Annotated in this window: 29 protein-coding genes; 22 read left to right on the top strand and 7 right to left on the bottom strand. The window is 39.6% G+C overall.

All coding sequences use genetic code 11. The annotated features are described in order from the left end of the window. The first annotated feature begins 111 nt into the window (after positions 1–111). The 7 genes from J8M00_RS10795 (at position 112) to J8M00_RS10765 (ending at position 7,862) form a co-directional block, all read left to right on the top strand. The gene (locus J8M00_RS10795) at positions 112–954 is read left to right on the top strand and encodes an isopenicillin N synthase family dioxygenase (protein WP_211010251.1); all 843 of its coding nucleotides are present in this window, start codon (positions 112–114) and stop codon (positions 952–954) included. Between the two features lie 246 nt (positions 955–1,200). Continuing rightward, a complete protein-coding gene (nagK, locus tag J8M00_RS10790) occupies positions 1,201–2,112 on the top strand; it encodes an N-acetylglucosamine kinase (RefSeq protein ID WP_211010250.1) in 912 nt (303 codons plus the stop codon). Between the two features lie 2 nt (positions 2,113–2,114). Continuing rightward, positions 2,115–3,233: an N-acetylglucosamine-6-phosphate deacetylase gene (gene nagA / locus J8M00_RS10785; RefSeq protein WP_211010249.1), complete on the top strand. Its 1,119-nt coding sequence runs from the start codon at positions 2,115–2,117 to the stop codon at positions 3,231–3,233. Positions 3,234–3,300: 67 nt separating this feature from the next. Then, on the top strand, positions 3,301–4,428 hold the full coding sequence (gene nagX / locus J8M00_RS10780; protein ID WP_211010248.1) for a transmembrane glucosamine N-acetyltransferase NagX: 1,128 nt from the start codon (positions 3,301–3,303) through the stop codon (positions 4,426–4,428). Between the two features lie 254 nt (positions 4,429–4,682). Next, positions 4,683–5,477, top strand: coding sequence for a glucosamine-6-phosphate deaminase (nagB, locus tag J8M00_RS10775; protein ID WP_211010247.1), 795 nt, complete (start codon positions 4,683–4,685; stop codon positions 5,475–5,477). Positions 5,478–5,735: 258 nt separating this feature from the next. Next, positions 5,736–6,689, top strand: a complete 954-nt coding sequence (gene nudC, locus J8M00_RS10770; RefSeq protein WP_247687322.1) for an NAD(+) diphosphatase — start codon at positions 5,736–5,738, stop codon at positions 6,687–6,689. A gap of 3 nt (positions 6,690–6,692) precedes the next feature. Then, entirely contained in the window at positions 6,693–7,862 is a 1,170-nt protein-coding gene (locus J8M00_RS10765; RefSeq protein ID WP_211010246.1) for a cystathionine beta-lyase, read from the top strand. 40 nt (positions 7,863–7,902) lie between these two features. On the opposite strand, the gene sbcB is transcribed toward J8M00_RS10765, so the two are convergent. Beyond that, positions 7,903–9,372: an exodeoxyribonuclease I gene (gene sbcB, locus J8M00_RS10760; protein WP_211010245.1), complete on the bottom strand. Its 1,470-nt coding sequence runs from the start codon at positions 9,370–9,372 to the stop codon at positions 7,903–7,905. Between the two features lie 121 nt (positions 9,373–9,493). Between sbcB and J8M00_RS10755 the strand changes: the two genes are divergently transcribed. Both J8M00_RS10755 and J8M00_RS10750 read left to right on the top strand, forming a co-directional pair. Then, positions 9,494–10,699: a tyrosine-type recombinase/integrase gene (locus J8M00_RS10755; RefSeq protein WP_211010244.1), complete on the top strand. Its 1,206-nt coding sequence runs from the start codon at positions 9,494–9,496 to the stop codon at positions 10,697–10,699. Between the two features lie 4 nt (positions 10,700–10,703). Continuing rightward, a complete protein-coding gene (locus tag J8M00_RS10750) occupies positions 10,704–11,423 on the top strand; it encodes a hypothetical protein (protein ID WP_211010243.1) in 720 nt (239 codons plus the stop codon). On the opposite strand, the gene J8M00_RS10745 is transcribed toward J8M00_RS10750, so the two are convergent. Continuing rightward, a complete protein-coding gene (locus J8M00_RS10745) occupies positions 11,415–11,717 on the bottom strand; it encodes a hypothetical protein (protein WP_211010242.1) in 303 nt (100 codons plus the stop codon). The two genes, J8M00_RS10750 and J8M00_RS10745, sit on opposite strands and share 9 nt — an antisense overlap. 301 nt (positions 11,718–12,018) lie before the next feature. Between J8M00_RS10745 and J8M00_RS10740 the strand changes: the two genes are divergently transcribed. Next, positions 12,019–12,738: a GmrSD restriction endonuclease domain-containing protein gene (locus J8M00_RS10740; RefSeq protein WP_211010241.1), complete on the top strand. Its 720-nt coding sequence runs from the start codon at positions 12,019–12,021 to the stop codon at positions 12,736–12,738. A gap of 188 nt (positions 12,739–12,926) precedes the next feature. Here J8M00_RS10740 and J8M00_RS10735 read toward each other — a convergent pair whose 3' ends face one another. Beyond that, positions 12,927–13,733 (bottom strand): retron Ec48 family effector membrane protein, encoded by an 807-nt coding sequence (locus J8M00_RS10735; RefSeq protein WP_211010240.1) that lies wholly within the window; start codon positions 13,731–13,733, stop codon positions 12,927–12,929. Between the two features lie 8 nt (positions 13,734–13,741). Then, complete coding sequence (locus J8M00_RS10730) at positions 13,742–14,917, bottom strand: reverse transcriptase family protein (RefSeq protein ID WP_211010239.1); 1,176 nt, start codon at positions 14,915–14,917, stop codon at positions 13,742–13,744. A 675-nt stretch (positions 14,918–15,592) separates the two neighbouring features. On the opposite strand from J8M00_RS10730, the gene J8M00_RS10725 reads away from it, so the two are divergent. The 4 genes from J8M00_RS10725 to J8M00_RS10710 are packed head-to-tail and all read left to right on the top strand — an operon-like array spanning position 15,593 to position 16,859. Then, complete coding sequence (locus J8M00_RS10725; RefSeq protein ID WP_211010238.1) at positions 15,593–15,742, top strand: hypothetical protein; 150 nt, start codon at positions 15,593–15,595, stop codon at positions 15,740–15,742. 15 nt (positions 15,743–15,757) lie between these two features. Next, positions 15,758–15,910, top strand: coding sequence for a hypothetical protein (locus J8M00_RS10720; RefSeq protein ID WP_211010237.1), 153 nt, complete (start codon positions 15,758–15,760; stop codon positions 15,908–15,910). Positions 15,911–15,939: 29 nt separating this feature from the next. Next, positions 15,940–16,494: a hypothetical protein gene (locus J8M00_RS10715; RefSeq protein ID WP_211010236.1), complete on the top strand. Its 555-nt coding sequence runs from the start codon at positions 15,940–15,942 to the stop codon at positions 16,492–16,494. Beyond that, complete coding sequence (locus J8M00_RS10710) at positions 16,494–16,859, top strand: hypothetical protein (RefSeq protein ID WP_211010235.1); 366 nt, start codon at positions 16,494–16,496, stop codon at positions 16,857–16,859. Before J8M00_RS10715 ends, J8M00_RS10710 begins: the two co-directional genes overlap by 1 nt. Here J8M00_RS10710 and J8M00_RS10705 read toward each other — a convergent pair. Genes J8M00_RS10705 through J8M00_RS10695 form a run of 3 tightly spaced genes read right to left on the bottom strand, consistent with a single transcriptional unit; the run spans position 16,856 to position 20,046 of the window. Continuing rightward, on the bottom strand, positions 16,856–17,893 hold the full coding sequence (locus J8M00_RS10705) for a hypothetical protein (protein WP_211010234.1): 1,038 nt from the start codon (positions 17,891–17,893) through the stop codon (positions 16,856–16,858). The two genes, J8M00_RS10710 and J8M00_RS10705, sit on opposite strands and share 4 nt — an antisense overlap. Beyond that, complete coding sequence (locus tag J8M00_RS10700) at positions 17,890–19,563, bottom strand: AAA family ATPase (protein WP_211010233.1); 1,674 nt, start codon at positions 19,561–19,563, stop codon at positions 17,890–17,892. Before J8M00_RS10700 ends, J8M00_RS10705 begins: the two co-directional genes overlap by 4 nt. Before the next feature lie 12 nt (positions 19,564–19,575). Further along, entirely contained in the window at positions 19,576–20,046 is a 471-nt protein-coding gene (locus J8M00_RS10695; RefSeq protein ID WP_211010232.1) for a helix-turn-helix transcriptional regulator, read from the bottom strand. Positions 20,047–20,209: 163 nt separating this feature from the next. On the opposite strand from J8M00_RS10695, the gene J8M00_RS10690 reads away from it, so the two are divergent. From J8M00_RS10690 to J8M00_RS10655, 8 genes are all read left to right on the top strand, one after another. Then, positions 20,210–20,500 carry a helix-turn-helix transcriptional regulator gene (locus tag J8M00_RS10690; protein ID WP_211010231.1) on the top strand — a complete coding sequence of 97 codons (291 nt, stop codon included), beginning with the start codon at positions 20,210–20,212 and terminating at the stop codon, positions 20,498–20,500. Further along, positions 20,497–20,805 carry a hypothetical protein gene (locus J8M00_RS10685; RefSeq protein ID WP_211010230.1) on the top strand — a complete coding sequence of 103 codons (309 nt, stop codon included), beginning with the start codon at positions 20,497–20,499 and terminating at the stop codon, positions 20,803–20,805. Before J8M00_RS10690 ends, J8M00_RS10685 begins: the two co-directional genes overlap by 4 nt. Continuing rightward, positions 20,802–21,104: a hypothetical protein gene (locus J8M00_RS10680; RefSeq protein ID WP_211010229.1), complete on the top strand. Its 303-nt coding sequence runs from the start codon at positions 20,802–20,804 to the stop codon at positions 21,102–21,104. The genes J8M00_RS10685 and J8M00_RS10680 overlap by 4 nt, the downstream gene beginning before the upstream one ends. After that, positions 21,104–21,457 carry a hypothetical protein gene (locus J8M00_RS10675; protein ID WP_211010228.1) on the top strand — a complete coding sequence of 118 codons (354 nt, stop codon included), beginning with the start codon at positions 21,104–21,106 and terminating at the stop codon, positions 21,455–21,457. Before J8M00_RS10680 ends, J8M00_RS10675 begins: the two co-directional genes overlap by 1 nt. A 14-nt stretch (positions 21,458–21,471) precedes the next feature. Further along, entirely contained in the window at positions 21,472–21,669 is a 198-nt protein-coding gene (locus J8M00_RS10670) for a hypothetical protein (protein ID WP_211010227.1), read from the top strand. Then, entirely contained in the window at positions 21,666–22,262 is a 597-nt protein-coding gene (locus J8M00_RS10665; RefSeq protein WP_211010226.1) for an SAM-dependent methyltransferase, read from the top strand. Before J8M00_RS10670 ends, J8M00_RS10665 begins: the two co-directional genes overlap by 4 nt. 61 nt (positions 22,263–22,323) lie before the next feature. Further along, the gene (locus J8M00_RS10660; RefSeq protein ID WP_211010225.1) at positions 22,324–22,593 is read left to right on the top strand and encodes a hypothetical protein; all 270 of its coding nucleotides are present in this window, start codon (positions 22,324–22,326) and stop codon (positions 22,591–22,593) included. Between the two features lie 10 nt (positions 22,594–22,603). Next, complete coding sequence (locus J8M00_RS10655; RefSeq protein WP_211010224.1) at positions 22,604–22,879, top strand: hypothetical protein; 276 nt, start codon at positions 22,604–22,606, stop codon at positions 22,877–22,879. Positions 22,880–22,881: the final 2 nt, after the last annotated feature.

Genomic DNA, 22,881 nt, shown 5'->3' with positions numbered 1-22,881 from the left:
ACTAAGCTCGCGAACAAAGATATTATATCTTTGTTCGAGGGGTTAATTATAAATAATTCTTATAGTTAATGTTTTGAATTGAAGTCACGCAAAAAAATTGGTGGAACCATTATGCAACAGCTACCTACAGTTGATTATAAGTCAGCTACAGCAGCAAAAGAATTTGTTGAGTCTCTTCGCAACACGGGTTTTGGTGTTCTTAAAAATCACCCAATTCCTAAAGAGCTTGTAGAGTCTATATATAAAAACTGGCAAGAGTTCTTCTACTCAGAAGAAAAGCACGACTTCCTATTTGACAAGGACACTCAAGATGGCTATTTCCCACCGGAAGTTTCAGAAGTCGCTAAAGGCTTTACTGTAAAAGACATTAAGGAATATTTTCACGTTTATCCAAAAGGCCGAGTACCTGCTCAGTTAGATGCTGAGATCAGAGAATACTACCGTTTAGCAAACGAGTTTGCTGCCGAGCTTCTAAGCTGGGTTCAATCCGAAGCGCCTGAAGATGTACGTGCTAAGTTTTCGATCGATCTAAAAGATATGATCAAAGACTCAGATCAAACACTGTTACGTGTTTTACACTACCCACCAATGACTGGTGACGAAGAGCCTGGTGCAATTCGTGCAGCAGCGCATGGTGATATTAACTTATTAACTGTATTACCAGCTTCTAATGAGCCTGGGTTACAGGTTCAAAAAGGTGATGGTAGTTGGTTAGATGTACCATGTGATTTTGGCTCACTAATCATCAACATCGGTGATATGCTGCAAGAGGCATCAGGTGGATACTTCCCATCAACAATTCACCGTGTGATCAATCCGACGGGCAAGGCGAGTGACAAATCGCGAATTTCACTACCGCTGTTTTTACACCCTAAGCCGGAAGTAGTGTTGTCAGAACGATATACTGCGGACTCATATTTGCAAGAGCGACTAAGAGAACTAGGTGTTAAGTAACACTCTGATTTAAAATAAAAAAGCGGCTTTGTTATAGCCGCTTTTTTATATTTTTAAAGTCCTGATTTTTGAATTTTTCCTGACAATTACGTCAAAGTGTGCAATATTAAAATTTCTCAAACTGAGAAAAAATAATAAAAAACTTAATGACAACGCTGTCATTTATTGTGTAACATCAAATCAACATGACTGAATACTGTGTCGCGAAGAAATTTGCGTTCATATCTTTTTTTTAGGGGTCGCTTAATGATGGCTAAACAGGTTGAACAAGACCAGTTGTATATAGGTATTGATGGAGGGGGGACAAAGTGCCGCGCTACCATCTACTCAATCAAAAACGGCGTTTTGGGAACTGGTCTAGGTGGACCTGCTAATCCTCTTCATGGTTTTGAAAGAACCATTGAGTCAATAATGGTGTCGACTCAATTAGCACTGCAGGATGCAGGACTTAGAATTGAAGCTGTTCACAACTTATATGCGGGCTTAGGTCTTGCAGGTGTGAACCTTCCAACATTGCACGAAAAAATAATGAGATGGGACCACCCATTTAAACAAATGTTTTTAACTACAGATCTACATACGGCGTGTATTGGCGCGCACGAAGGTGGAGATGGAGCTGTAATTATAACTGGCACGGGCTCTTGTGGCTTTGCAATGGTTGATGGTGTTTCGGTCAATTATGGCGGACACGGCTTTGCACAAGGTGACATGGGCAGTGGTGCATGGATGGGTTTGGAAGCGGTAAAAGCTGCTTTATTAGCAATTGATAAACTCGGTCCAACTACTTCTTTGAGTGATACCTTAAAACAGCATTTTAACACCACAACAGCGATGGGTATTGCTGAACAAATGGCAGGTAAACCATCCAGTAGTTATGCTCAGTTAGCGAGATTCGTTTTGGCTGCTGCTGAAGACAAAGATGATGTCGCTTTAAACATTGTCAAAGAAGGGGCCGACTATATTAGCAAGTTAGCGCATCGCTTAATGGAAAATAACCCGCCTCGTTTATCTATGATAGGTGGTCTTTCTGAACCATTGCGTAAATGGCTTGACCCTGAAATTGCAAAGATTGTTGAATCTCCAAAACAGCCGCCAGAAATGGGCGCAATTTTCTTTGCAATCCAAAGTGTTGAGCAGCAGTCCGAAAAGGCGGTATAAAAATGAAGAAATATTTAGCACGCCAGTTATTTGATGGGCACAAACTCAAAAATAATGTCGAGTTTTTGGTAGTAGATGGAAAAATTTCATTCGCAACTCAAAACAGTGATGAAAACCCTGAAGTCCTAGAAGGGCTGGTTGCACCAGGATTGATCGATGTGCAAGTAAATGGTGGCGGCGGCGGCTTCTTTAATGCCGAACAAACCATCGAATGCTTAAGAACCATTGTTACAGCACATGCAAAATATGGCTCAACAGCGTTAATGCCTACACTTATTACCGATAAAGTTGAAGTAATGGCACGTGCTGCGGATGCAACTGCACAAGCAATTGCGCAAGGAGAGCCTGGTGTTGTCGGGATCCACTTTGAAGGCCCACATTTGTCTTACCCTAAAAAAGGTACGCATAGTGAGCAGTTCATCAGACCTATCTCTGAAGAAGAGTTCGCGATTTATGCAAGGCAGGACCTTGGTATAAAGATGGTAACCTTGGCACCAGAAACCGTACCGCTGGAAGACATCAAACGCTTAATTGATTTGGGTGTGAAGGTAAGTGTTGGCCACTCAAATGCAGACTTTGAAACAACCATGGCTGCACTTGAGGTCGGTGTAGATGGCTTTACGCATTTATTTAATGCGATGTCGGCATATACATCGAGAGAGCCTGGCGTTGTTGGCGCCGCGTTGTGGGAAGATAACGCTTGGTGTGGTTTGATTGTAGATGGTCACCATGTGCACCCTGCGTCTGCAAAGCTTGCGATACGCTCCAAACAACGTGGTAAAATTATGCTTGTCACCGATGCAATGCCTCCAGTCGGTACCAATGATATGGAGTTTGACTTTTTTGACGGCCGGAAAGTGATTAGGACGGGTGACAGACTCAATTCCACAACTGGTGAATTAGCGGGTAGTGTGCTTGATATGGCAAGTGCGGTGAGAAATACGGTTAATACACTTGATATAACGTTAACTGAAGCATTGAGAATGGCTTCGTTATATCCTGCGCAATACTTAGGGTTATCTGACAAAGGCCATCTATTGGAAGGGGCTGATGCAGACTTTGTAGTATTAAACAACAGTCAAGAAGTTCTAAGTAACTTCATTGGCGGAAAAAAAATTTAAAGTTCCCTGGGTAAAAAACCCCGCTGCAGTTTAGCGGGGATTTTTTGTTTTTACAGGAAAGGTATTGATGACGAATAAAAAACAAAGATTGGCTTCATTAGATGCCCTGCGTGGTATGGACATGTTTTGGATCTTAGGTGGTCAGTCTATTTTCGCGGCGCTTTTTGTACTGACTGGTTGGCAAGGTTGGAAACTCTTTGAAGCGCACACTGTGCACAGCCCGTGGCATGGGTTTACATTTTATGACTTAATATTTCCTCTGTTTATCTTCTTATCTGGTGTTGCTATGGGGTTATCCCCAAAGCGTATAGATCATTTACCATTTAGTGAAAGAAAGCCTTACTACCAAAAAGCGCTCAAGCGGTTGTTTTTATTATGTGGCTTAGGGATTATGTACAACCATGGTTGGGGAACAGGTATTCCACTAGCGCTTGATGAAATTCGCTACTCAAGTGTCCTTGGTCGTATTGCAATTGCTTGGTTCTTCTGTGCGATGTTGGTGTGGCATACAAGCTTGCGGACGACAGGTATCGTGGCTGGGGCCATTTTATTAGGCTACTGGGTATTATTGAACTTTATCCCGGTCCCCGGAGGAGGTGCTGGTCAACTTGCAGCGCCAGGCACATACAGCTGGAATGCTTGGTTTGATCAAAACTTACTGCCAGGTATTACTTACCAAAACCGTCCGGTTGACCCTGAAGGCATTCTTTCTAGTGTACCGGCCATTGTTAATGCAATAGCAGGTGTATTTGCTGGTCAACTTATTGCGCGTGTAGACAAAATAGGGCAATGGAAAACTGCTGGTTACCTATTCGGAGCAGGTGCAATCAGTGTAGCGCTAGGTTGGCTATGGCATTTGCAATTTCCGGTAAACAAAGAACTTTGGACCAGCTCTTTTGTATTTGTAACCGTAGGTTGGAGTGCGATTTTACTTGCGCTATTTTATGCGTTGGTTGATATTTTGAATGGGCAGAGATTTGCCTATCCATTTGTGATCATCGGCGCTAACTCAATTATTATTTACTTAGCTTCCAGTTTGGTGAATTGGGAATTTATTAGTAAGAGTGTATTTGGTGGATTTATCAATGCAGTTGGACCAGATTGGCAGCCTTTATTTGCGGTGATTGCTTTGTTACTGGTGCAGTTATTGGTTCTTCACTGGATGTACAAACGCAAAATATTTGTCAGCGTATAACCCCCTAATTCTGAGTAAAAACGGCCGTCATTTTGATGGCCGTTTTTTATTGGCTCAAAAAAAACACAAATTTTTCTTCACTTTTACTTTACAAAGGCTTTTTTTCTGATAATAATGACAGCGTTGTCATAATGGTAATAACCTAATACAGTGTATCCCAATTAGGTTTAGATCTGGCCTTGTTTTGATTGCACGCGAAGCAGGGCTCAGATCCCATTTTTCTTAATTCAAACTCAACATTGAGCTTTAATATCATGCAAATAGTAATTTTAAAAAATGCTGCTGAAGTCGCTGCTTATGGTGCAGATATATTTGAAAAACAATTAAATCGCAAAGCAGAATCTGTGTTGGGTTTAGCAACTGGATCTACCCCGGTTGCTTTGTACCAAAACCTTATCGAAAAAAACAAGCAGGGCGGAATCAGTTTTAAAGATGCCGTGACGTTTAACCTTGATGAGTATTTAGGCCTAGAAGGCACGCATCCACAAAGCTACCGTTACTTCATGAACGAGCAATTGTTCAACCATATCGACATCAATAAAGATCATACACATGTGCCTCCAGGCAACGCGAAAAACCCGGTTGAAGCCTGTCAAGAATATGAGGCTCAGATTGCAGCTGCTGGTGGAGTGGACGTTCAGCTATTAGGTATCGGTCGCAATGGGCATATCGGTTTTAACGAGCCATCGTCAGGTTTAACTTCGAGAACACGTGTTAAAACGCTGACTAAAGAGACTATTGATGATAATGCTCGTTTCTTCGGTCCTGATGAGTATCAGCCGCATTTATCAATTACCATGGGTATCGGAACAATTTTAGATGCTAAAAAAGTAGTTTTACTGGCTACTGGTGAGAATAAAGCTGAAGCAGTTAAAGCTACGGTTGAAGGCCCATTAACGGCTTCATGCCCAGCGTCAGCATTGCAACTGCACCGTGATGCGGTGATCGTGATCGATGAAGCCGCTGCAAGCAAATTAGAGAATATTGAGTTTTACAAACATATCGAAGCTGAGAATCAAAAGCTTCAAGCGCACCTTGCCTCTCTGTAGTGTGAATTCACACTGTAGTTTAAAGCCCTTACGGGCTTTTTTTTTGCCTAAATACTTGGCAAACAACGCGACTATTGTTAGCGTGACAGCGTAGAAACTAAAATTAGATTTCTGTTAAATATTGGTCGTGTTTTCTCTGATTTTGCATTGAATTTAGGTGGCACTATGAGTGCTTGGCTGTGAACCCCAAATTTAATTCATACAATCTAGGATTATCTGCTTATCATATTAGGTAACTCACATTAAAGGATAAAGTGCTTGTTGTACTATACACAAATGACGCTAGACAGGGCGTCTGCTCAGCGAAAAGATAAAAACTGGCTGTTGACTCAATACGGAGACAAAAGCCGCTGGTTGCTTATTCATAATGATAAAAACCTATACACTGAAGATTTGAGCCAGTTAGCCTATTTAAAGCAATCGCAAATAGAACAGCTTGATAAAAGCCTGGCAGTATTTTTGGGCAAAGATGAACAACACGCTTATTTTGCTCTAGATGTTTCCAAAATTGAATTAGGCGATTTACGAGCGCATATAGATGTCTGTTCAGACGGTTGTGATGATGGCGAATATCGTTTTGATGATATGAGAAAGGTAGGCCCTAAACTTGAGCATGTGAGTGCGTCTATTGGAGTTTTAGCCAGAGGTCTGTGTTATTGGCACAAAACACATTGTTTTTGTGGCCGTTGCGGACACCAGAATATCCCTGTTGAAGCGGGACATGCGAGAGTGTGTACTAACAAAAGCTGCAATCATATGACTTTTCCTCGAACGGATCCTGCTGTGATCATGCTAGTCACTCATACTTTTAAAGATGGTGTGGAGCGTTGCCTATTAGGCCGCCAAGAGAATTGGCCTGACGGTGTATTTTCGACATTGGCAGGCTTTGTGGACCCAGGTGAGTCATTAGAACAAGCGGTAGCCAGAGAAGTAGAAGAAGAAGCTGGCGTATTAGTCGATGATGTCCAGTATATGGCATCTCAACCTTGGCCGTTCCCTTCATCACTTATGCTCGGTTTTATTGCGACTGCGAAAAGCACAGACATTTTTGTTGAGCAAGATGAACTAGAGCAAGCGCAATGGTTTTCTCGCGCCGATCTCGATACATTTGGAGAGTGGGGTGACGATAAACCCGGCTTTAAACTTACCAGACCAGATTCAATATCACGTTACTTAGTTGAACATTGGCGTCAACTTCCAGAAAAAGAGTAAAGAATGAAAAAGAATACCAAACTAGCCAGTGCTGGCCGTAAACCTCAATATACGCAAGGTACAGTGAACCCTGTAGTTCAACGTGCTTCGACTGTTGTTTTCGACTCAGTAGCAGATATGCATGAAGCAATTAAAGAGCGTGGTAATCGTACATTATTTTACGGTCGTCGAGGCACCAATACGCACTATGCATTGCAAGACGCAATCACAGAGCTAGAAAATGGCGCTGGTTGTGCACTTTATCCCAGTGGTGCAGCTGCGATCAGCCAGAGCTTGTTGTCTTTCTTAAAGTCTGGTGATCATTTACTTATGGTTGATACCGCCTATGAGCCGACTCGTGATCTGTGTGATAAGATTTTATCTGGTCTTGGTATTACAACCACTTATTATGATCCCATGATTGGTGCAGGGATAAAGGATTTGATACAGGAAAATACCAAAGTCCTCTTTTTGGAGTCTCCTGGTTCTATCACAATGGAAGTACAAGATGTTCCCGCCTTAGTGAAAGAAGCCAAGGCCCATGGTTTGATCACCATGCTTGACAACACTTACGGAAATGGCTGGCATTATCGACCATTGGAACACGGTGTAGACATCAGTATTCAAGCTGCAACTAAATATATTGTTGGTCACTCGGACGTAATGATGGGCGTCGCTGTAGCCAACGAGGAATATTGGCCTGTACTTCGAGAAAACTCATATTTGTTGGGGCAGTGTACATCGGCGGACGATGCTTATCTTGCGTTGCGAGGTTTAAGAACAATGCCAGTTCGCTTGCAGCAACATGAAAAAAGTGCGTTAGCGGTAGCTAAATGGGTTGAGCAGCATCCACTGGTTGATCATGTACGTCACCCAGCATTGCCGACAAACCCAGGTCACGAGCACTTTAAGCGTGACTTTGACGGCAGTAATGGTCTGTTCTCATTTGTTATGAAAACAGGAAACCAAAAAGCAATTAACCGTTTTTTAGACAGTTTACATCATTTTAAAATGGGCTTTTCTTGGGGGGGATTTGAGAGTTTGGTGACTGCCAACCGCTCTATGGCTGCGCTGAGAACAACCACTGGTTGGGAGCACGGCCCCATTATTCGTTTGCATATCGGCTTGGAAGATGTGGAAGATTTAATTGCTGACTTAGAGCAAGCGTTAGCTGTTTACGAATCTCACCTTTAAGCAAGGTTAGTAGAGGCTGCAAAAACACAGCCTCTTTAAATTAAAGGCTCTGAGCGTAATGATACAGGGCTTTTAAAATCGAGACCTTCTTTTCGTTTCCTTCATGTTCATAAACTAGGTTCTCAAGGGTGAGCATGAAGTCTTGTGCATTGATGGATGGATTATCTTCACCGTGCATAAGCTTACCTTGGCAGTATTTTCTCCAAGTTTCTAGTTCTGACTGAGACAGACTTTCAGGCCAGTTACGTGCGCGGTACCTAAACAGTAGAGTGTGGAATTTGGGATCTTCAAACTCTAAGGCTAGAGTACCTAACTCAACAGGCGATGCGCTGCGAACAATTGCTAACTTTGCCTTATCAGATTTACTAATAAAGCCGTTATATAGCTGATAGTCAGGGTTAGTGTTTTCACTAAAGTCGCCTTGTTCAGCAAATACCTGCGACACCTTATCGCGTAACTCTGGATGCGCTTTTAAGAATTTTAAATGTTCTAAACATTGCTCTCTGTCTATCCCTAATCTTGCTGCATTTTCAGGTAGCAAGGTTTTTGCTGGTGCAATAATTGGGCACTTGTTCAAATGAACGAGTTTTAAACCCACAGGCAACATGCCTTCTTCAAGCTCAGAGTGCTTGGTATAAAGTCTATCGCGCAATTCTTCTACAGATAGATCAACCAGTACACTCGGGTCGTGCGTTAGGTTAAAGCATACAACGGCATTTTTATTGACGGGATGAAAACTCATTGGTGCAATCCAAGTCGTGCACCCTTGTGTTGCAGGGATCCTTGAAGAAGTATGCACTAAAGGCTGCATGTTAAAGACATCAACAATGTCAGACAGTGCTTTTTTTGTTCTCAGATTAAAGAAAAATTGATACAGCTTTGGCTGCTTTTCTTTAATCAGCTTTGCAAGTGCAATTGTGGCAGTGACATCACTTAGCGCGTCGTGGGCAGCACTGTGTTCAATACCATTGGCAACTGTCAGTTCTTCAAGACGAAAGCTGGGCGAACCATCTTCTTTTTTTGGCCATTCAATGCCTTCTGGGCGCAGAGCGTAACACGCTCTCACCAAATCGATGATATCCCAACGACTATTACCATTTTGCCACTCTCGTTCATACGGATCATAAAAATTGCGGTAAAGGCTATAGCGTGTGACTTCGTCATCAAAACGAATGCTGTTGTATCCGGCTACACAGGTATTTGGGCGGCTAAACTCAGCATGTATTTTAGCCATAAATTCGCTTTCAGGCAGCCCATGCTTTAGCGCGTGTTGTGGCGTGATCCCAGTGATCAAACAAGCTTCAGGGTGTGGAAGGTAATCAGGCGCAGGCTGACAATACTCAATTAGTGGCTCGCCTATAATATTCAAGTCGTAGTCAGTTCTAATACCAGCAAACTGACTTGGTCTGTCTTTTTGAGGGCTTGCGCCCCATGTTTCATAATCGTGCCAATAAATTGTTGGGGTATTATCGTTGTTTTCTTGATTCTTTTTTTGGTCGTTATTTGTCATAAAATCATTGGCTTATATAATAATCATGCTTTACTTTGTTTGTTCGTGTCTCTTGCAATATCGCCCAAGTGTGTGTATAGGTGTGTGTATCAAAACATGCAAGTGTGTGTATGGTCGTAAAATGCTATCTGATGCTAAATTAAGAAACCTAGTAAATAAGAAGAACGACCCCGTCACATTATCTCATAGAGACGGGCTAAGAGTAAGACGTAATAACAACGGAACAATATCTTGGCAGTATCGCTGTCGATATGCGGGTAAGCAGCAAGTAATTACATTAGGCTATTATCCACAGCTCTCTATTCGAGATGCGCAAGATTTGGCATATAAACTCAAAGGCTGGATAGCCGATGGTGAAGACCCGAGGCTTAAGCTTAAATTGCACAAAGCAAGTGAAGAAGAGCAATTAACGCCGGCTCAAATTGTAGATAGGTGGTACAACAAAAATAAACGTTTATTCAAGCCCAAAACGCAAACACTCTATGAAAACAATATCGGTAAGTGGATTGCACCAAGTAAATACCTCACCGAAAAACCAGCGAGCCAAATGAAGCCACTAGATTGGAACAATTATTTTGATTTTGTTTTTGAATCTGGTTCACCGAAACTTGCTCCCATTATGCTGGTTAGGTTAAAGACTGCTTTTAGGTGGGCTGCCGCAAGAGGAGAGGTCACCAACGATAATTCCTTATTTAATATTAAAACTAAGCATGTTGGTGAGCCTGCATCACAAGGCCAACGCTTTTTGCAGTTTAATGAAATCGCATTGTTATGGCGTCAGATAGAGCAGGCCAAAGCAACACCAGCTAACAAAGCTTGCTTGCAACTAATCTTTTTAACCGGTGCGCGCCAATCAGAAGTCAGGCTCATGAAGTGGGACGACCTAGACCTACAGAATAACATTTGGACAGTACCGCCAGAAAACTCAAAAACCAATCAAGCAATACGCCGCCCAATTAGCAAAAAGATGCATCAAATACTAGACAATCTCGCGCTTGTATATGGCAACCAAGGAATCGTGTTACCAGGCAGCAAGCCGAACACTCCAATCACAACCCACTCAGTAAACCGATTTTGTGGGCGCATGTGGCAACACTTAAACGAAAATCACAAAGTTGCTAAATTCGTTCCGCACGATGCTCGCCGATCTTTAAGTACATTGCTAAGTGAACAAGAGGTATTGCCCCATGTAACAGAAAAAATGTTAGGCCATGCTATGCGTGGAGTCATGGCTGTATACAATAAACATGATTACTTAAAAGATCAGGCTGGGGCATATGAGCTGTATTGGGATAAAATTGAGTTGGCTTTAAAGGAGTTAGACTAAGAATATGGAACAAACTGATCATAGATTTAGGGATTTTTTTTACAAACCTGAAAACTCGACCAAAAGAGAAGCGTTGCTGTTAAATAAGCTACTTTACGATGTTCAATTGTCGAGTGCGCTAGCTGGTCAATACATAAAAGCATATCGAACAGATGTTGACGATAACGGTTATGATCTTATTTTTGATACAGAAATGGTCAGCAGAAAAATCCAAGTCAAATCTAGAATGCTTGATGCAACTACAACTAGCTGGGACATTAAGAGGGGCTTGTTAAGGCCCGAGCTAAGTGAATCTTTAAGATTCGGAATGTCCGCTAATATGGAAGTTGGTGTTTCGGGAGGTGTAATCCTTCAGGAAGTTAAAATGTTGCTTGGCGATATAGAAGTTTCTTATCACTACACAGACCTCTCAATAATCAGGCTGTTTCAACTTCAAATTATTGGGAATCGTATCAGTAAACGATGTGCTGATAAATTAATTCAGCAACTAAATAGCGGGCATTTTCATGATAAGGTTAAATTGCAAAAATCTCTATTTTTAAAGGCAAAATCGGCAACTGCACTTATTGAAATGATGGGCCTTACATCATCATTTTTTCATGTGCAACTGAAAGAACTACTCTACCGTAGACGCCACAAAACTGAAACGCTATTGAATGACACTCCAAAAGAGCACGTGGAAAAAGATATATTAACTAAGCTACAAAACCTCTGTTTAATATGAGAGTTTTCTAAACTCCTCCAAACTCACAACCTGCCCAAGGGGCTTCTCTTTGGGCTTTTCATACTTCTCATCCACAACTGGCAAACCTCTATCACCTAGTACCAAATAAACATATCCATCGATATAAACCCCCATAAAGTCGCCTTTGACATCAACCCAGTTGCCACCGCCAAACAGCGCATTACCATTCTTGATACCTACAATATTATGTACGGTTACACACTCAAACTGACGTGTTCTAAAAATTGAAGTAAATCCGCGAAACTTTAGCGACTGATTTGTGCCATCTGCCATAGTGCACGCCACGCTATCGGCAGTTATACAATTGGTCTTGGCGGCTAAGCCACCGCTAGTAAGGTAAGTGTGTCCATAATTGTATTTGAACTTTATAACGGGCATATCGAATACTGGTTAAATATACAGTTATTGTATTTTGTGCAATTGTTATAGTTAGATCAACTGGAAGGTCAAAATTGACCTATCCACAGAAAAAGTGAAAAGCCTGTTATTAACTCTATAGCGGTGACAAGGGTAAACAGTGCTGAAACAAACGAGCAGTAAAATTTTTTGAGCTGCAAATAACAAGGAGAAATCTATGTTTAAACGTCTATCAATTGTTTGTCTCATTAGTACTCAACTACCATTTATCGCCATGGCTCAAGATACTTGGCGGGGCTTGGTGGTAACAGAAGAAAACCGCTGTTCACCATACGATAAGAAAAAACAATATCCATATTCCCAAAGTGTTGAAGATGACATTGTGGAAGATATGGACGGGTTGGTTTATGGGCCATATACAGGTCGTTATTTTGAGGCTGATACTTCAACAGACATAGAACACATAGTCGCTGCATCAGAAGGGCACGACAGTGGTTTGTGCGATGCATCAGCAGAAACCAGAAAAGAGTTCGCGAGTGACTTACTCAACCTTACGCTTGCTGCACCCGAGATCAATCGGTGTGGCCCTGGTGGTAAATGTGGTTATGACGCAGCAGAGTGGTTACCCAACAAAAACAAATGTTGGTTTGCAAACCGTATTGTAGAGATAAAAACCAAATACTCTCTAAGCGTTGACCAAGCGGAAGCAAATGCACTAGAAGCTGTTTTGAGCAATTGCCAAAGCGTTGCGATGATTTTCTATCATGAAAATAATGATTTACCAAGACAAGACGCCTTGGCACTATATGATGATAACGAAAACGGGCACATAAGCTGTACGGAGGCCCGAAATCACAACATTGCTCCAGTGACCCGTACTCATGCTGCCTATCAGTATATGAGAGATGCCGACGGAGATGGTGTGGTGTGTGAGTAGGTAATTTAAATATTAGGAATAACGTTAATGTATACAGGGATGTTTGGACTAGTAAAGGGGTATTTGTTTAAACTTAGTGGTTTCATGAAATCTGAGCTGAAAAACAATAATCACCCTAAAAATAAACAAATATTTGGGCCTTAATGTTTCCTGACCTACTGCTGTAGGTCTATGACATAAAAAGATTGCTACATATAGTCTTTATTAATTGGACCAAGCATTATTCTTGTACATTGATATTGTTTAGTAATACAGTCCAAAAATTGATAAATAGCTTTTTCTTGATCATCAAAATCAGACCTGTTTCTGAGCTCGACAGTAATGCCTAACTTATCGAGCTCTTTAATTATTCTTGCTTGATGGGGTTTGTGCTTATACCTTTTAGCATCTTTTCCTGCATCATTGTAGAGTTTGTTAGATTGTTCTATTAAATTACTTAGGCTTTGCAAAATTAATGAGTAATTTTCATGCTCGTCAAAACGTCCACTCCTAGAGTTGGGAAAAATAATATAGTATAATTTGTATAGGTCAACTCTCTCATTATTTATTAGTTTCTCCTTTTCCAAATATATATTCCCCATCTCTATAAAGTTGTTCAAGTTGTTGAAGTGGTTGGTTAAGTGGCTGTTTTTTAAGGAGAGGTTGTATGCTTTCCAGCTATTTATTACACCAATGGAAGCAAAAATCACACCGAGTAATACAGTTAATTCTTTAATAAGTAAAAGAGAACTTGAAAAATTTTTCCGAACGACCTCAAAGCATGAGTTAGTGAAGCAAAGCCCGAAACTTAAATTTGGCCTCTCTATTAACTCATATATGATACCTATGCTGATTGTTAGAACTAAGGTTATATATATTGATGTTATGATAATGAATGGTTTTTTAATTTTATTAATCAATGCACTGGTCTTTTTAATCAACGGTTCAAACTTTTTAATCAACGGATTAAGCTTTTTAAAAAATGGTTCAATCTTCTTAATTGATGATTTAATCATGCAAAACACTAATACACTCTGCTTTTTGGTTCGAGCTCTTTTGATTTTTCTTTAATGATAGAGTAGCTCTTTGGATATAGCCTTTTGATGATTCCGTTAAGGTAAACTAATTGGTTAAATCTTTTTTTATACCAATAGCTTTCTCTTTTATCATCAGGGAAAGATGCTAGTTTTTTTAGAATAACATGGCAAAGCTTAATATCAACAGCTGAAGGCAAAGGTTGTATCTCCTTCAATTGAGGCTTGAATTTCGCATGTGCGCTATGCTTAACTCTAGCTAGCTTATTTACACGCCCAAGACATTTGTCATATGACTTTCTGTAGCTCCTACTTTTTCTATACTTCTTTTCCTTGGCTTTCCTTTTAAGATTATTCAATTCCGCGCGAATATTTGCGACTTCTTTTGATGGAAGTCTAGGTTCACTAAAATCTACTCGAAGACCATGAACCATAAGTGGCTTTGTAGAGCTGTACAATACTTCCACTTTTTGTTCATTGAGAGGGAGGTTTTTTTTCAGCAACATATCTTCTATCAGTCTTTTTGTTGAACTGAAGTTATAATGCGATACTTTACTTGAAACAGTTATGTCATCTATAAACCTCGTATATGTAAGGTTTTTCCTTGATAAGGATTTAACTAGTTCAGGCTCTAAATCATAAAAAATCAAGTTAGCAACGTAACTTGACGTTAAAGCCCCTTGCACTAGATGCCCTTTAAAACAACAGATTTTGCTAATAAAATCAGCGACCTCTTGATGGTAAGAAAACGCTTCTGTAAAAATTTTGACTACATGGTATTGGTCAATATTGTCAAAAAAGTCAGAAATATCCAGTTTCAACAGACTTTTTGATTTACAGTGCATGGCTGCGCATTTGATATAATCTTTGCTCTCATGAGTTTTAACATCGATTGGAATAGAGCCAAACACATAAGGCGGCCATACAATAGACTTTTTGAATATTCTATTGTTAAGCCTTCTTTGAAATTTTCTTGTTAACTTGCAAGGGCAGTAAACTTTCCGGACTGAGCCGTCTTTTTTAAAAGCTTCGGCATGTGGACGATGGTATCTATCTTCTTCCTTAGTAATTAAAAATTTTTCATACTCACTTTCGGAAATATCGAGAGCGGCGAGTAGATTCCTTATGCTATTGATAGGGTTATCACGATATAGATTCGAGTCCATTTGCTATCTCATGGTTGGATGCCGCATCAAGCTATTGCTTTCTGCCGATACTCAAGGCTGAAATTTAACCATCACATTCCCCAGTATAACAACAGTAACAACTAGTTAAATTTCGATGCGGCTGATCCATTGCGCTCGTCGCAATTGCATTTGCGTAGCGAAGGCGGCGGTGGGCCCCGAGCGTAGGTGACTTCGTCACCGCTAGCAATCATATTGCTAGCAAACCTGTTGTCTTTTTCATCCTGAGTGCAGTGAGTAAGTGTATCACTTACGCATTTAAATAATGTATTGCAAGTATTGTTATGTCAATAAATATTTTTTTGGTTTACATGCCGATATAGTCAAACGCAAATACTAAGTAACTGCTTATTACCTAAACGTACATTCGTAGTTTAAGTGGAGCTTAGAAATACTTTGCGGCTTCGCAGCTAATGAGTTATTTCTGGGTGCAGGCAGAATACTGAAGTATTTCTACTCTTAGAATTTTCTCTCTTAAATACCATTTCATAATTTAAGTCTAGCCTCAATTTGTGCTGTGTTTTTATCCAGTACCTTCTTGCCCGTTGCACAGCGTTTGAGCTAAACTATTGCAATGGTTGTTACATTTGAGCAATTAAGTTAACATCTTGGTAATGTAAATAGGGACGTAATCATAACTACAAATAGGAAATACCAATGAAGCTCAAAAAGAAAGATATAAAAGCGCTTTCACCTAACCAGCTAATCAAAGTTAAAGGCGGTACCGGTGGTGGGGGAGGAGGTTTAATTCCAACACAACAGGCACAGGGTAGTGAGAATGGTCCGTTCTGGGTTTATCCAGATTAACATGGAAAGATAGATATGAAACTAAAGAAACGAAGTTTAAAACATTTGTCAGAGAAAGCACTAAATGATGTGAAAGGCGGAGGTGGTGGCGCAGGCACAACAGCCGAACCGCCACAAAAAGCTGCAAATGAGGTAGTTAATCTACCAAAAGAAAAGGTAAGTGGTTAATACACAATTAACTTGATCTAAGGAAAAGCATGAGTGAGATGGTATTAATTGTTGATTGGACGACAAAAGTGTTACAGGCGCTTGTTGTTGTCTTTCTGCTAGTCAAATTCAAACAGAGAAAGTGGAGTTTGTTTTTTGGCAGTGGAAGTCATTTGAAGTCGATTGAAGATCACGAATTACACTCATGCTTTATAGCTGCCCTTTGTACAGTTGTGTTTTTTCATGTTGGTACGGTTTTGAGTTCACATGTTCTCGCACTTGAGCTAGATAAGCTTGAGCTTAGAAAAGTGTATTACTTCATAATGTCTTTAAACAGTTGTGCCTATTCTGTAGCGATTTTTTCTTTACACCGCTTGCGGGGTTGTTCGTATTCCAACGCGGCAAAGAGGTGTTTGTACCTTGCGGTTGTAACTGTCTTACTGTGTATCATGCAGTTAATCTCCAGAGGGATCTTTGACTACAACGGTTTGTCTCCATTCTATAAAGTATCTTTAATGGTAGTGAATGTGACTACTTTATTAGTTGTAGCAGCTTACCCAATAAAATTAATCAAAAGACTCAAAACTAATGCTAAGGAAGCGTAATGAGTATTTTAGTTATCACACTTTGTATGTTTTTAATCATGATAGGTATTGTCTTGCATGGATTGATGCATAGTCACTCGAACACTAAGCTAGAATCAATTTTTGTAAACTCTATAAGAAAGTCAGAACTTTATGAATACTCTAAAAAAGCACGATACGATGATAGAGAATATCAACTTGGTAAAGCTCATGTCATTGTAATGAGTCTAGGTGAAGCATTAGGTGAGGAAGACCATATTAAACAAATAGAGAATGTTAAATACATTCATAAAAACGCAATTGAATATAGGGAATCAGCTCTTCAAGCGCCAATAGAACTATATAAAAAAGAAATAGAAAAGCCTTCCTTAAGAGTTGTAAACTAGTCAAAAATGGCTAAATCTCTGATGTTATACTCCTTAACTATATCTCGCTTTAACTTAGACATTCTTGTACGTAATATATCCTCCTTATTAAGGCATGTTTGAGATTCAATATACTCTTTTAGTTCTTGTATTTCTTCTGGTTTACCTTTCGTAAATAATTTCCTTCTTTTCCACAGGTATTCTGAGAATTCACTGATTAAGTCACCCTTGATTTCATTTTTATACCTGAACTCAAGATTCAAGTCATCTTTAATTTCATCATATTTATTTGTTTCTATATCTAAAGAAATTGAACTTACTCTTCCATTTTGCAAAGAGCCAGGGAGGGTAGTGAACCTATAATGACTATCAAAACAATCTAAAAAAGGATGAATATGGGTATTTGTAGTGAAATTGTTTTTTCCTTTATATGTCTGGTTACATTCTTTACAAGAAGGTATGTGATTAAAGAAAGATAAAGCAAAGTGGGGATACTGACTTTTACAGTAAAAATGGTCAATATCAAAATTACTCTTTTCTTTCTTGTCAGTTGTTTTAACTATACCAATGGAGTGAATATTACAGTATACACAGCTTGCTTTATGGAAGTGTAACTCTTTATAAATATCAATAAAAGTTTGATGAGATCTATATAGATCATATCTGAAAACAGAAGCCAACAGTAAATCACTGAGCGATTTTCCACTACTATCTTTATCAGTGATATCTGAAAGTTTAATTATCGCTTCGACTTCATTATTAATTTTTTCGAAATCAGCAGGTTTTGCCCTTATTAACCTCTCAACTTGCCCTGACTTTTTTAGCCATCGTAAGTAACTCTCTTGTCTCTTTTTTCTGTCCTTATCCGTGGAAGTGCTCCCATTCCTGAGTCTTTTTAGTTTAAATTCAGAAAGCTTGCTAGTGATGGAATTTTTACACGGACTACCATCTTTTTTTGTTTTGTTGACATATTTCCATAGCATATCAACGCACTCATCTATAACCCCACTTGGACTTTTTACTTTATTATTTAGGTGGCGCATTATATTGATCATAGGATTTTTAACCTTTTCTCAAGGTGAAACGTAATTAATTCATCATCAATTATGTCTATGGCACATTCAATCTCATCACGTTCCGACTCTGTAATTTCTGTTTGTTTGGAAAGGTTCAAAATCCGCTCAATGTACCTTTGGGAAATAGTGCCAGTCCTTTTTTCTTCGAGTCCAAACGTGGTTTCATATATATCATAAATATTTGCACCAAAGCTGGATACTTTCCTATTATCATCAAGCAGCGTAATACACTGTTTTGGTAAATCTGTTACGAGTAATGGTGAGTGTGTCGTGAATATCAATTGAACTGGCTGTTGTGTTGTGGTGCGAAGAAAAGATATTACTTTATCTACAAATTCAATCTGCCATTGAGGATGTAAATACAGATCTCCTTCATCAATACATATGAGTAGCGTGCTTTTATCGCGAGACTTTGTATTCTTAATTCCATACCAGATTGAAGACAGCAAATTCAAGTAAGCACGTTCTCCAGAGCTTATTCCTAACCAGTTACTTTTACTTGCTCCAAAAGAGGAATCAATAATATGTGATAGTTTGTATATTCTACTAAGAAGATTTTCATTTTTTACTTTGATAGTAAATGATGTTTGCAAAAAACTCTTCGACACAACTTTAAGATCTCCGTCAATTAGAGTATTTAGTAAATCATCTTTTAAGAATTCAAGGTCGTTTAGTATTATAATTCTCTTGTCTGGACGCAGTTTAGAACAATATTCTTTTATTATGTAAATTAAATAAATTATTAGCTTTTCTAATGTGTTGATGTTGGTTCTTGCTTTGTAGCCACTATCTTCAATAACGTGCTTGTTGTAATAGGGACAGTTTACAGCTATTAGCTCCGGCATGTTTTTTAAAATAAAGCTTATTGCTATTTCATTAAATAACTCTAAAACCTCATCTTTTCCTTTGTCATGCGCACTGGCTTTTTTAAAAATATTTAGAAAAGGTATGCCTTTAAAAATGTCTCCACAAATTGAAAACATTTTTTCTATACTTTCATTTGTCGAATTTTTTTTTAGTATTGCAGGAGAGTCTAGTATGAATATAGCTTTACTGGGAAGGGGGGTATTTAATTTAGAGTGAAACTCGGTTAGAAATCGAGAATGCCTTTGAAGCTGTGACTGGTTAGAGCTCTCCTGTAATGAATGATTGTCAGTATAGCCGCCCCAAACTTGATGCGCCAATGAAGTATTTATAATATTGCCATTTACAGGCCTATCGCCACCATCTAATACATTTGAAAAAAATATAACGCCTAAAGATTCTCTATTATAAATCGAATTAGATCTTTCTATTTGATTGAACTTTGTAATATTTGATTTGTTTAATATCGAAATCTCTATGTTAGAGAACGCAAATACTTTTCCTTCATTTTCATATATGAGTAGAAACTGATAGTAGTTGTGTATTTCCCCTTCTAATATTTCACAAATCAATTGTAAAGCCCTTGTTTTCCCTGAGCCATTAACTCCCAATAATGCTGTTATGCTATTGATGTTTTCACAAATTTCTTGGGGTATAGGTCGCTTTTTACTAATTGTAAGTATGTTATCGTCCTTGTTAAATTCGAAGTGCAATTTATTGCTGAGGTTTAGTGACTTATTTGAAAAACCTCTATAGCCATCAACCCAAATAAAGCATAACTCCATGTTAATACCCTTTTATTTTACAGATGATACAGCGATGGTTGCCTTTGCACTTGTTACCTTGGAATCAATCAGCGGTTTTACTTCTTTCAGCAACAACTTACCGCAGTCATCGATATCAATGTTTTTCTCTTTGTTCACATGGAACCAGCCCATGTGGCAGAACATTAGAATCATACCAACAGATTTGTCGATAAACTCTTTTTCAAACTCTTCCTCAGATAACTCAGAGTGAGTATCAATTTCATCGCCAGGAGCGATGTTTCCAACACTAGGTTGTGTTTCGCCTGTAGTTAACCAGTAACCATAAGGTTTGAACTCTGGACGATTTATTACTTTTTCGACGACAGAAAAGGGTGTGTCTCTGTCGTCTTCATATCGGCGATACGTACCCATTGGAACTTCAATCAATTGAGCAAAGTTTGCTTGAGAAAACCCGAAATGTTGGCGCAGAGTTTTAAGGCGCGACGAAAAGTTATTTGACATATGCTCAATCCTGATCAAATAATTATCTCAAATTGTTCCATATGGCTCAATTAGTCACAAAGCTAATCCATTTTGAACAATTCATAAGTGTATATGTATAAATACTTATCAGAGACTAGCACATCTATGTCCTGATCGGGAATATTGAAAGATGGAGTTTAATATGAGTTTTACATGCCAATCAGTGCCTTACAGGAAAAGTTTGAGAGGCGATGAAATTACGGTAAAAGATAGATTCTTAAAGCCTAGCGAAGCCGCTGAAGTTTGCTGCTTGGGACGTTCCACTCTTTACAAACTTGAAGCTAAATTCAAGTTTCCTGCAAGAGTACAGTTATCGTCTGGCAGGGTCGGGTGGTTGGAGTCTGATGTTGAGGAATATTTACGGCTTGGAGTTGAGCAGTTTCACGAGGTTTATGGTGAACAATTGAAAGCGTTTAAGGAGCAAGCAGCATGATCACTGAACAATCAATCAAATCACTTGGCCTGTCTCCTGAAGCTGAAAGTATTTTTATGACGATGCATCATGAGATTGAAGCCCTTAACGAAAAGTTAGACGAAGGTGACGAGCACTTGGTTTCAACTGCTGAGGCAATGAGCTACCTACGCGTTGCCCGCAACAAGTTTTGTGACTTATCAAAAGAGCATGATGATTTTCCGAAAGCGGTTATGTATGGGTATACCCATTACTATCGGTTTGGTGATGTTAAAGCCTTTCGTAAAAAGCTGGTTGATGAAGCAAGAGCAGGAGGTAACTCATGATTTCATTAAACGTAGTCGATCAACTTAATGTACCTGATGACGTAAAAGGCATTATCTCTTTAGTAGTTAAAGAAAACATAGAGCTAAAAGAACAGCTCAAAGAGGGGGACGACCGCCTTATTACCACTGGCGAAGCCAAAGAAATTTTGCTCTGCAAAAATAAAAAGTTTTGGGATATGGCGGCTAATTACGACGACTTTCCCAAAGTTATTAAGTTCGGCAGAAACTACTACCGACTTGGTGATGTGAAAGCATTTCGTGACAAGCACATTAAAGGCATAAACGGGGAGGCTAAGTGATGGGACAGCCAAACCAAGTTCAAACAATGCCAGAGTTGGCAGTTATCAATGGATCTAAGCGTGAGCTACCTGATTGCTTTTTAAACGCACGCAAGCAGCTAAAAGGCGATTTTAACAGCCCAAGCCGTATTTACGCGCAGCTCCCAGAAAGGCAAAAACACCTGCTTTGTTTTGCAGCCGGCTTTAGCAGAACACAAGTCGGCATGCTTTGGCATGAAATGAGTAATGACCAGAGACTTTCTATCCGAGACGCGATAATTGAATTTAGAGGCCTTTCTCAGCAGTTTTTTGATGCTAGGGCAATCGACAAACAAAAGTTCATCCAAGGCAGCAGTTTCGCCAAAGTTAACTAAGCAAAGGAGCTACCATGCTTAACTTTTTTACAAAGCTGTTCAGTAAACCCCAATACACAAAGCGCCGCCTTAACAGCGGTTACCGCGAAGTCTTTGACAGTTACATGGACAAGTGGGTGTTGCAAAAGCTAACCAAGCTTTCGTCCGACGACTACGCCAAGTTGCCTGAATGCGACGACGTAAACGAATACAAAGTAAGGAGTGCATTATGAGTTCTACGAATAGACTAACCGTGCGTAATGACGACGATTACTACGTAACACCGCATTGGGTAATTAAGGAGTTTTTGGAGGCGGTTGATTATAAAAATCCAGACCGTAAAACGATTTTGTGCTTAGGTAATCGCATTCTTGACCCAAGTGCAGGTGGTTGTGCTAACTATGAAATGAGCTATCCGCTAGTGCTCAACTCAATGGGCCACCACAATGTTGAAACATGGGATATACGCGAAGACAGCCGAGCAGCTAAAACATGCGTCGACTTTTTGCAAACAGAAGGAAGGGGTGAATACGACACAGTGGTTACAAACCCTCCATTTAGCCTTTCAATGGAGTTTGTACAAAAAGGCTTAGAGCACGTGAGTGACTTTGGTTTAGTGATAATGCTACAGCGCCTAAATTGGCTTGGTTCTAAAAAGCGATTTGAGCATTGGAAAGAGTTACCTCTACATTCTGTTTTTGTTCACCACAAGCGCCCCGGCTTTAATCCCGAAAAGCCAAGCCGCAAAGACTCAATCGAATACGCTCATTTTGTGTTTTGTAAAAGCAAGACCGAAACGCTAGTCCCCAACCTTTTCATCATTTAATCCAAAGGACCAAAGAAATGGAACATATCAAAGACCAAGTTGCGTCTGAGGAGGAGCTGAAGTGACAACCATTATCGAAAAGTGCCCGACATGTGGATGCGATGCCATTGATAGGTCCGAATTCTGGGAGTGTGTAGTAGAGAATTCTAGTGAAATAAGCACGCAATTAAATTTAATACGTGAAGCAATCACAAAATATCATTTCGCATTAGACCGCCGAGAGCACGGAGCCATAGCTCAAGACAGAGCATTTGGCGAAATATGTGAAGTACTGAATATGCATTGGGAGCCAAATCCTCCCTCTAGAAAAACCCACCAAATAACACAATAGGAAATCCAATATGAACACTATCAAAGACCAAATTGCGTCTGAAAATCAGAGTATCACTCAATCAATGGTTAATTTAATCGTAGAGCAGGCAAACGAGGCGATTAACCTGGTTTGGAAAAGAGATACATCTAGTACTCGAATTGCATGCGAAGATGTACTGACTGATTTGCAGCCAATGGCAAAGCTTATTTGTGAACATGCAGACTTTGACATTTACGCGCAAATCAAAAAGGTATTAGACGAGTTGCATTTAGGCGCCGAGCTACTTCATAAACTAGAAGTTTAGTT

This window comes from Pseudoalteromonas luteoviolacea (assembly GCF_018100925.1).
Classification (GTDB): Bacteria; Pseudomonadota; Gammaproteobacteria; order Enterobacterales; family Alteromonadaceae; genus Pseudoalteromonas; species Pseudoalteromonas obscura.
The sequence above is the reverse complement of the archived record's forward strand: the minus strand, read 5'-3'. Positions and strand labels throughout refer to the sequence as shown.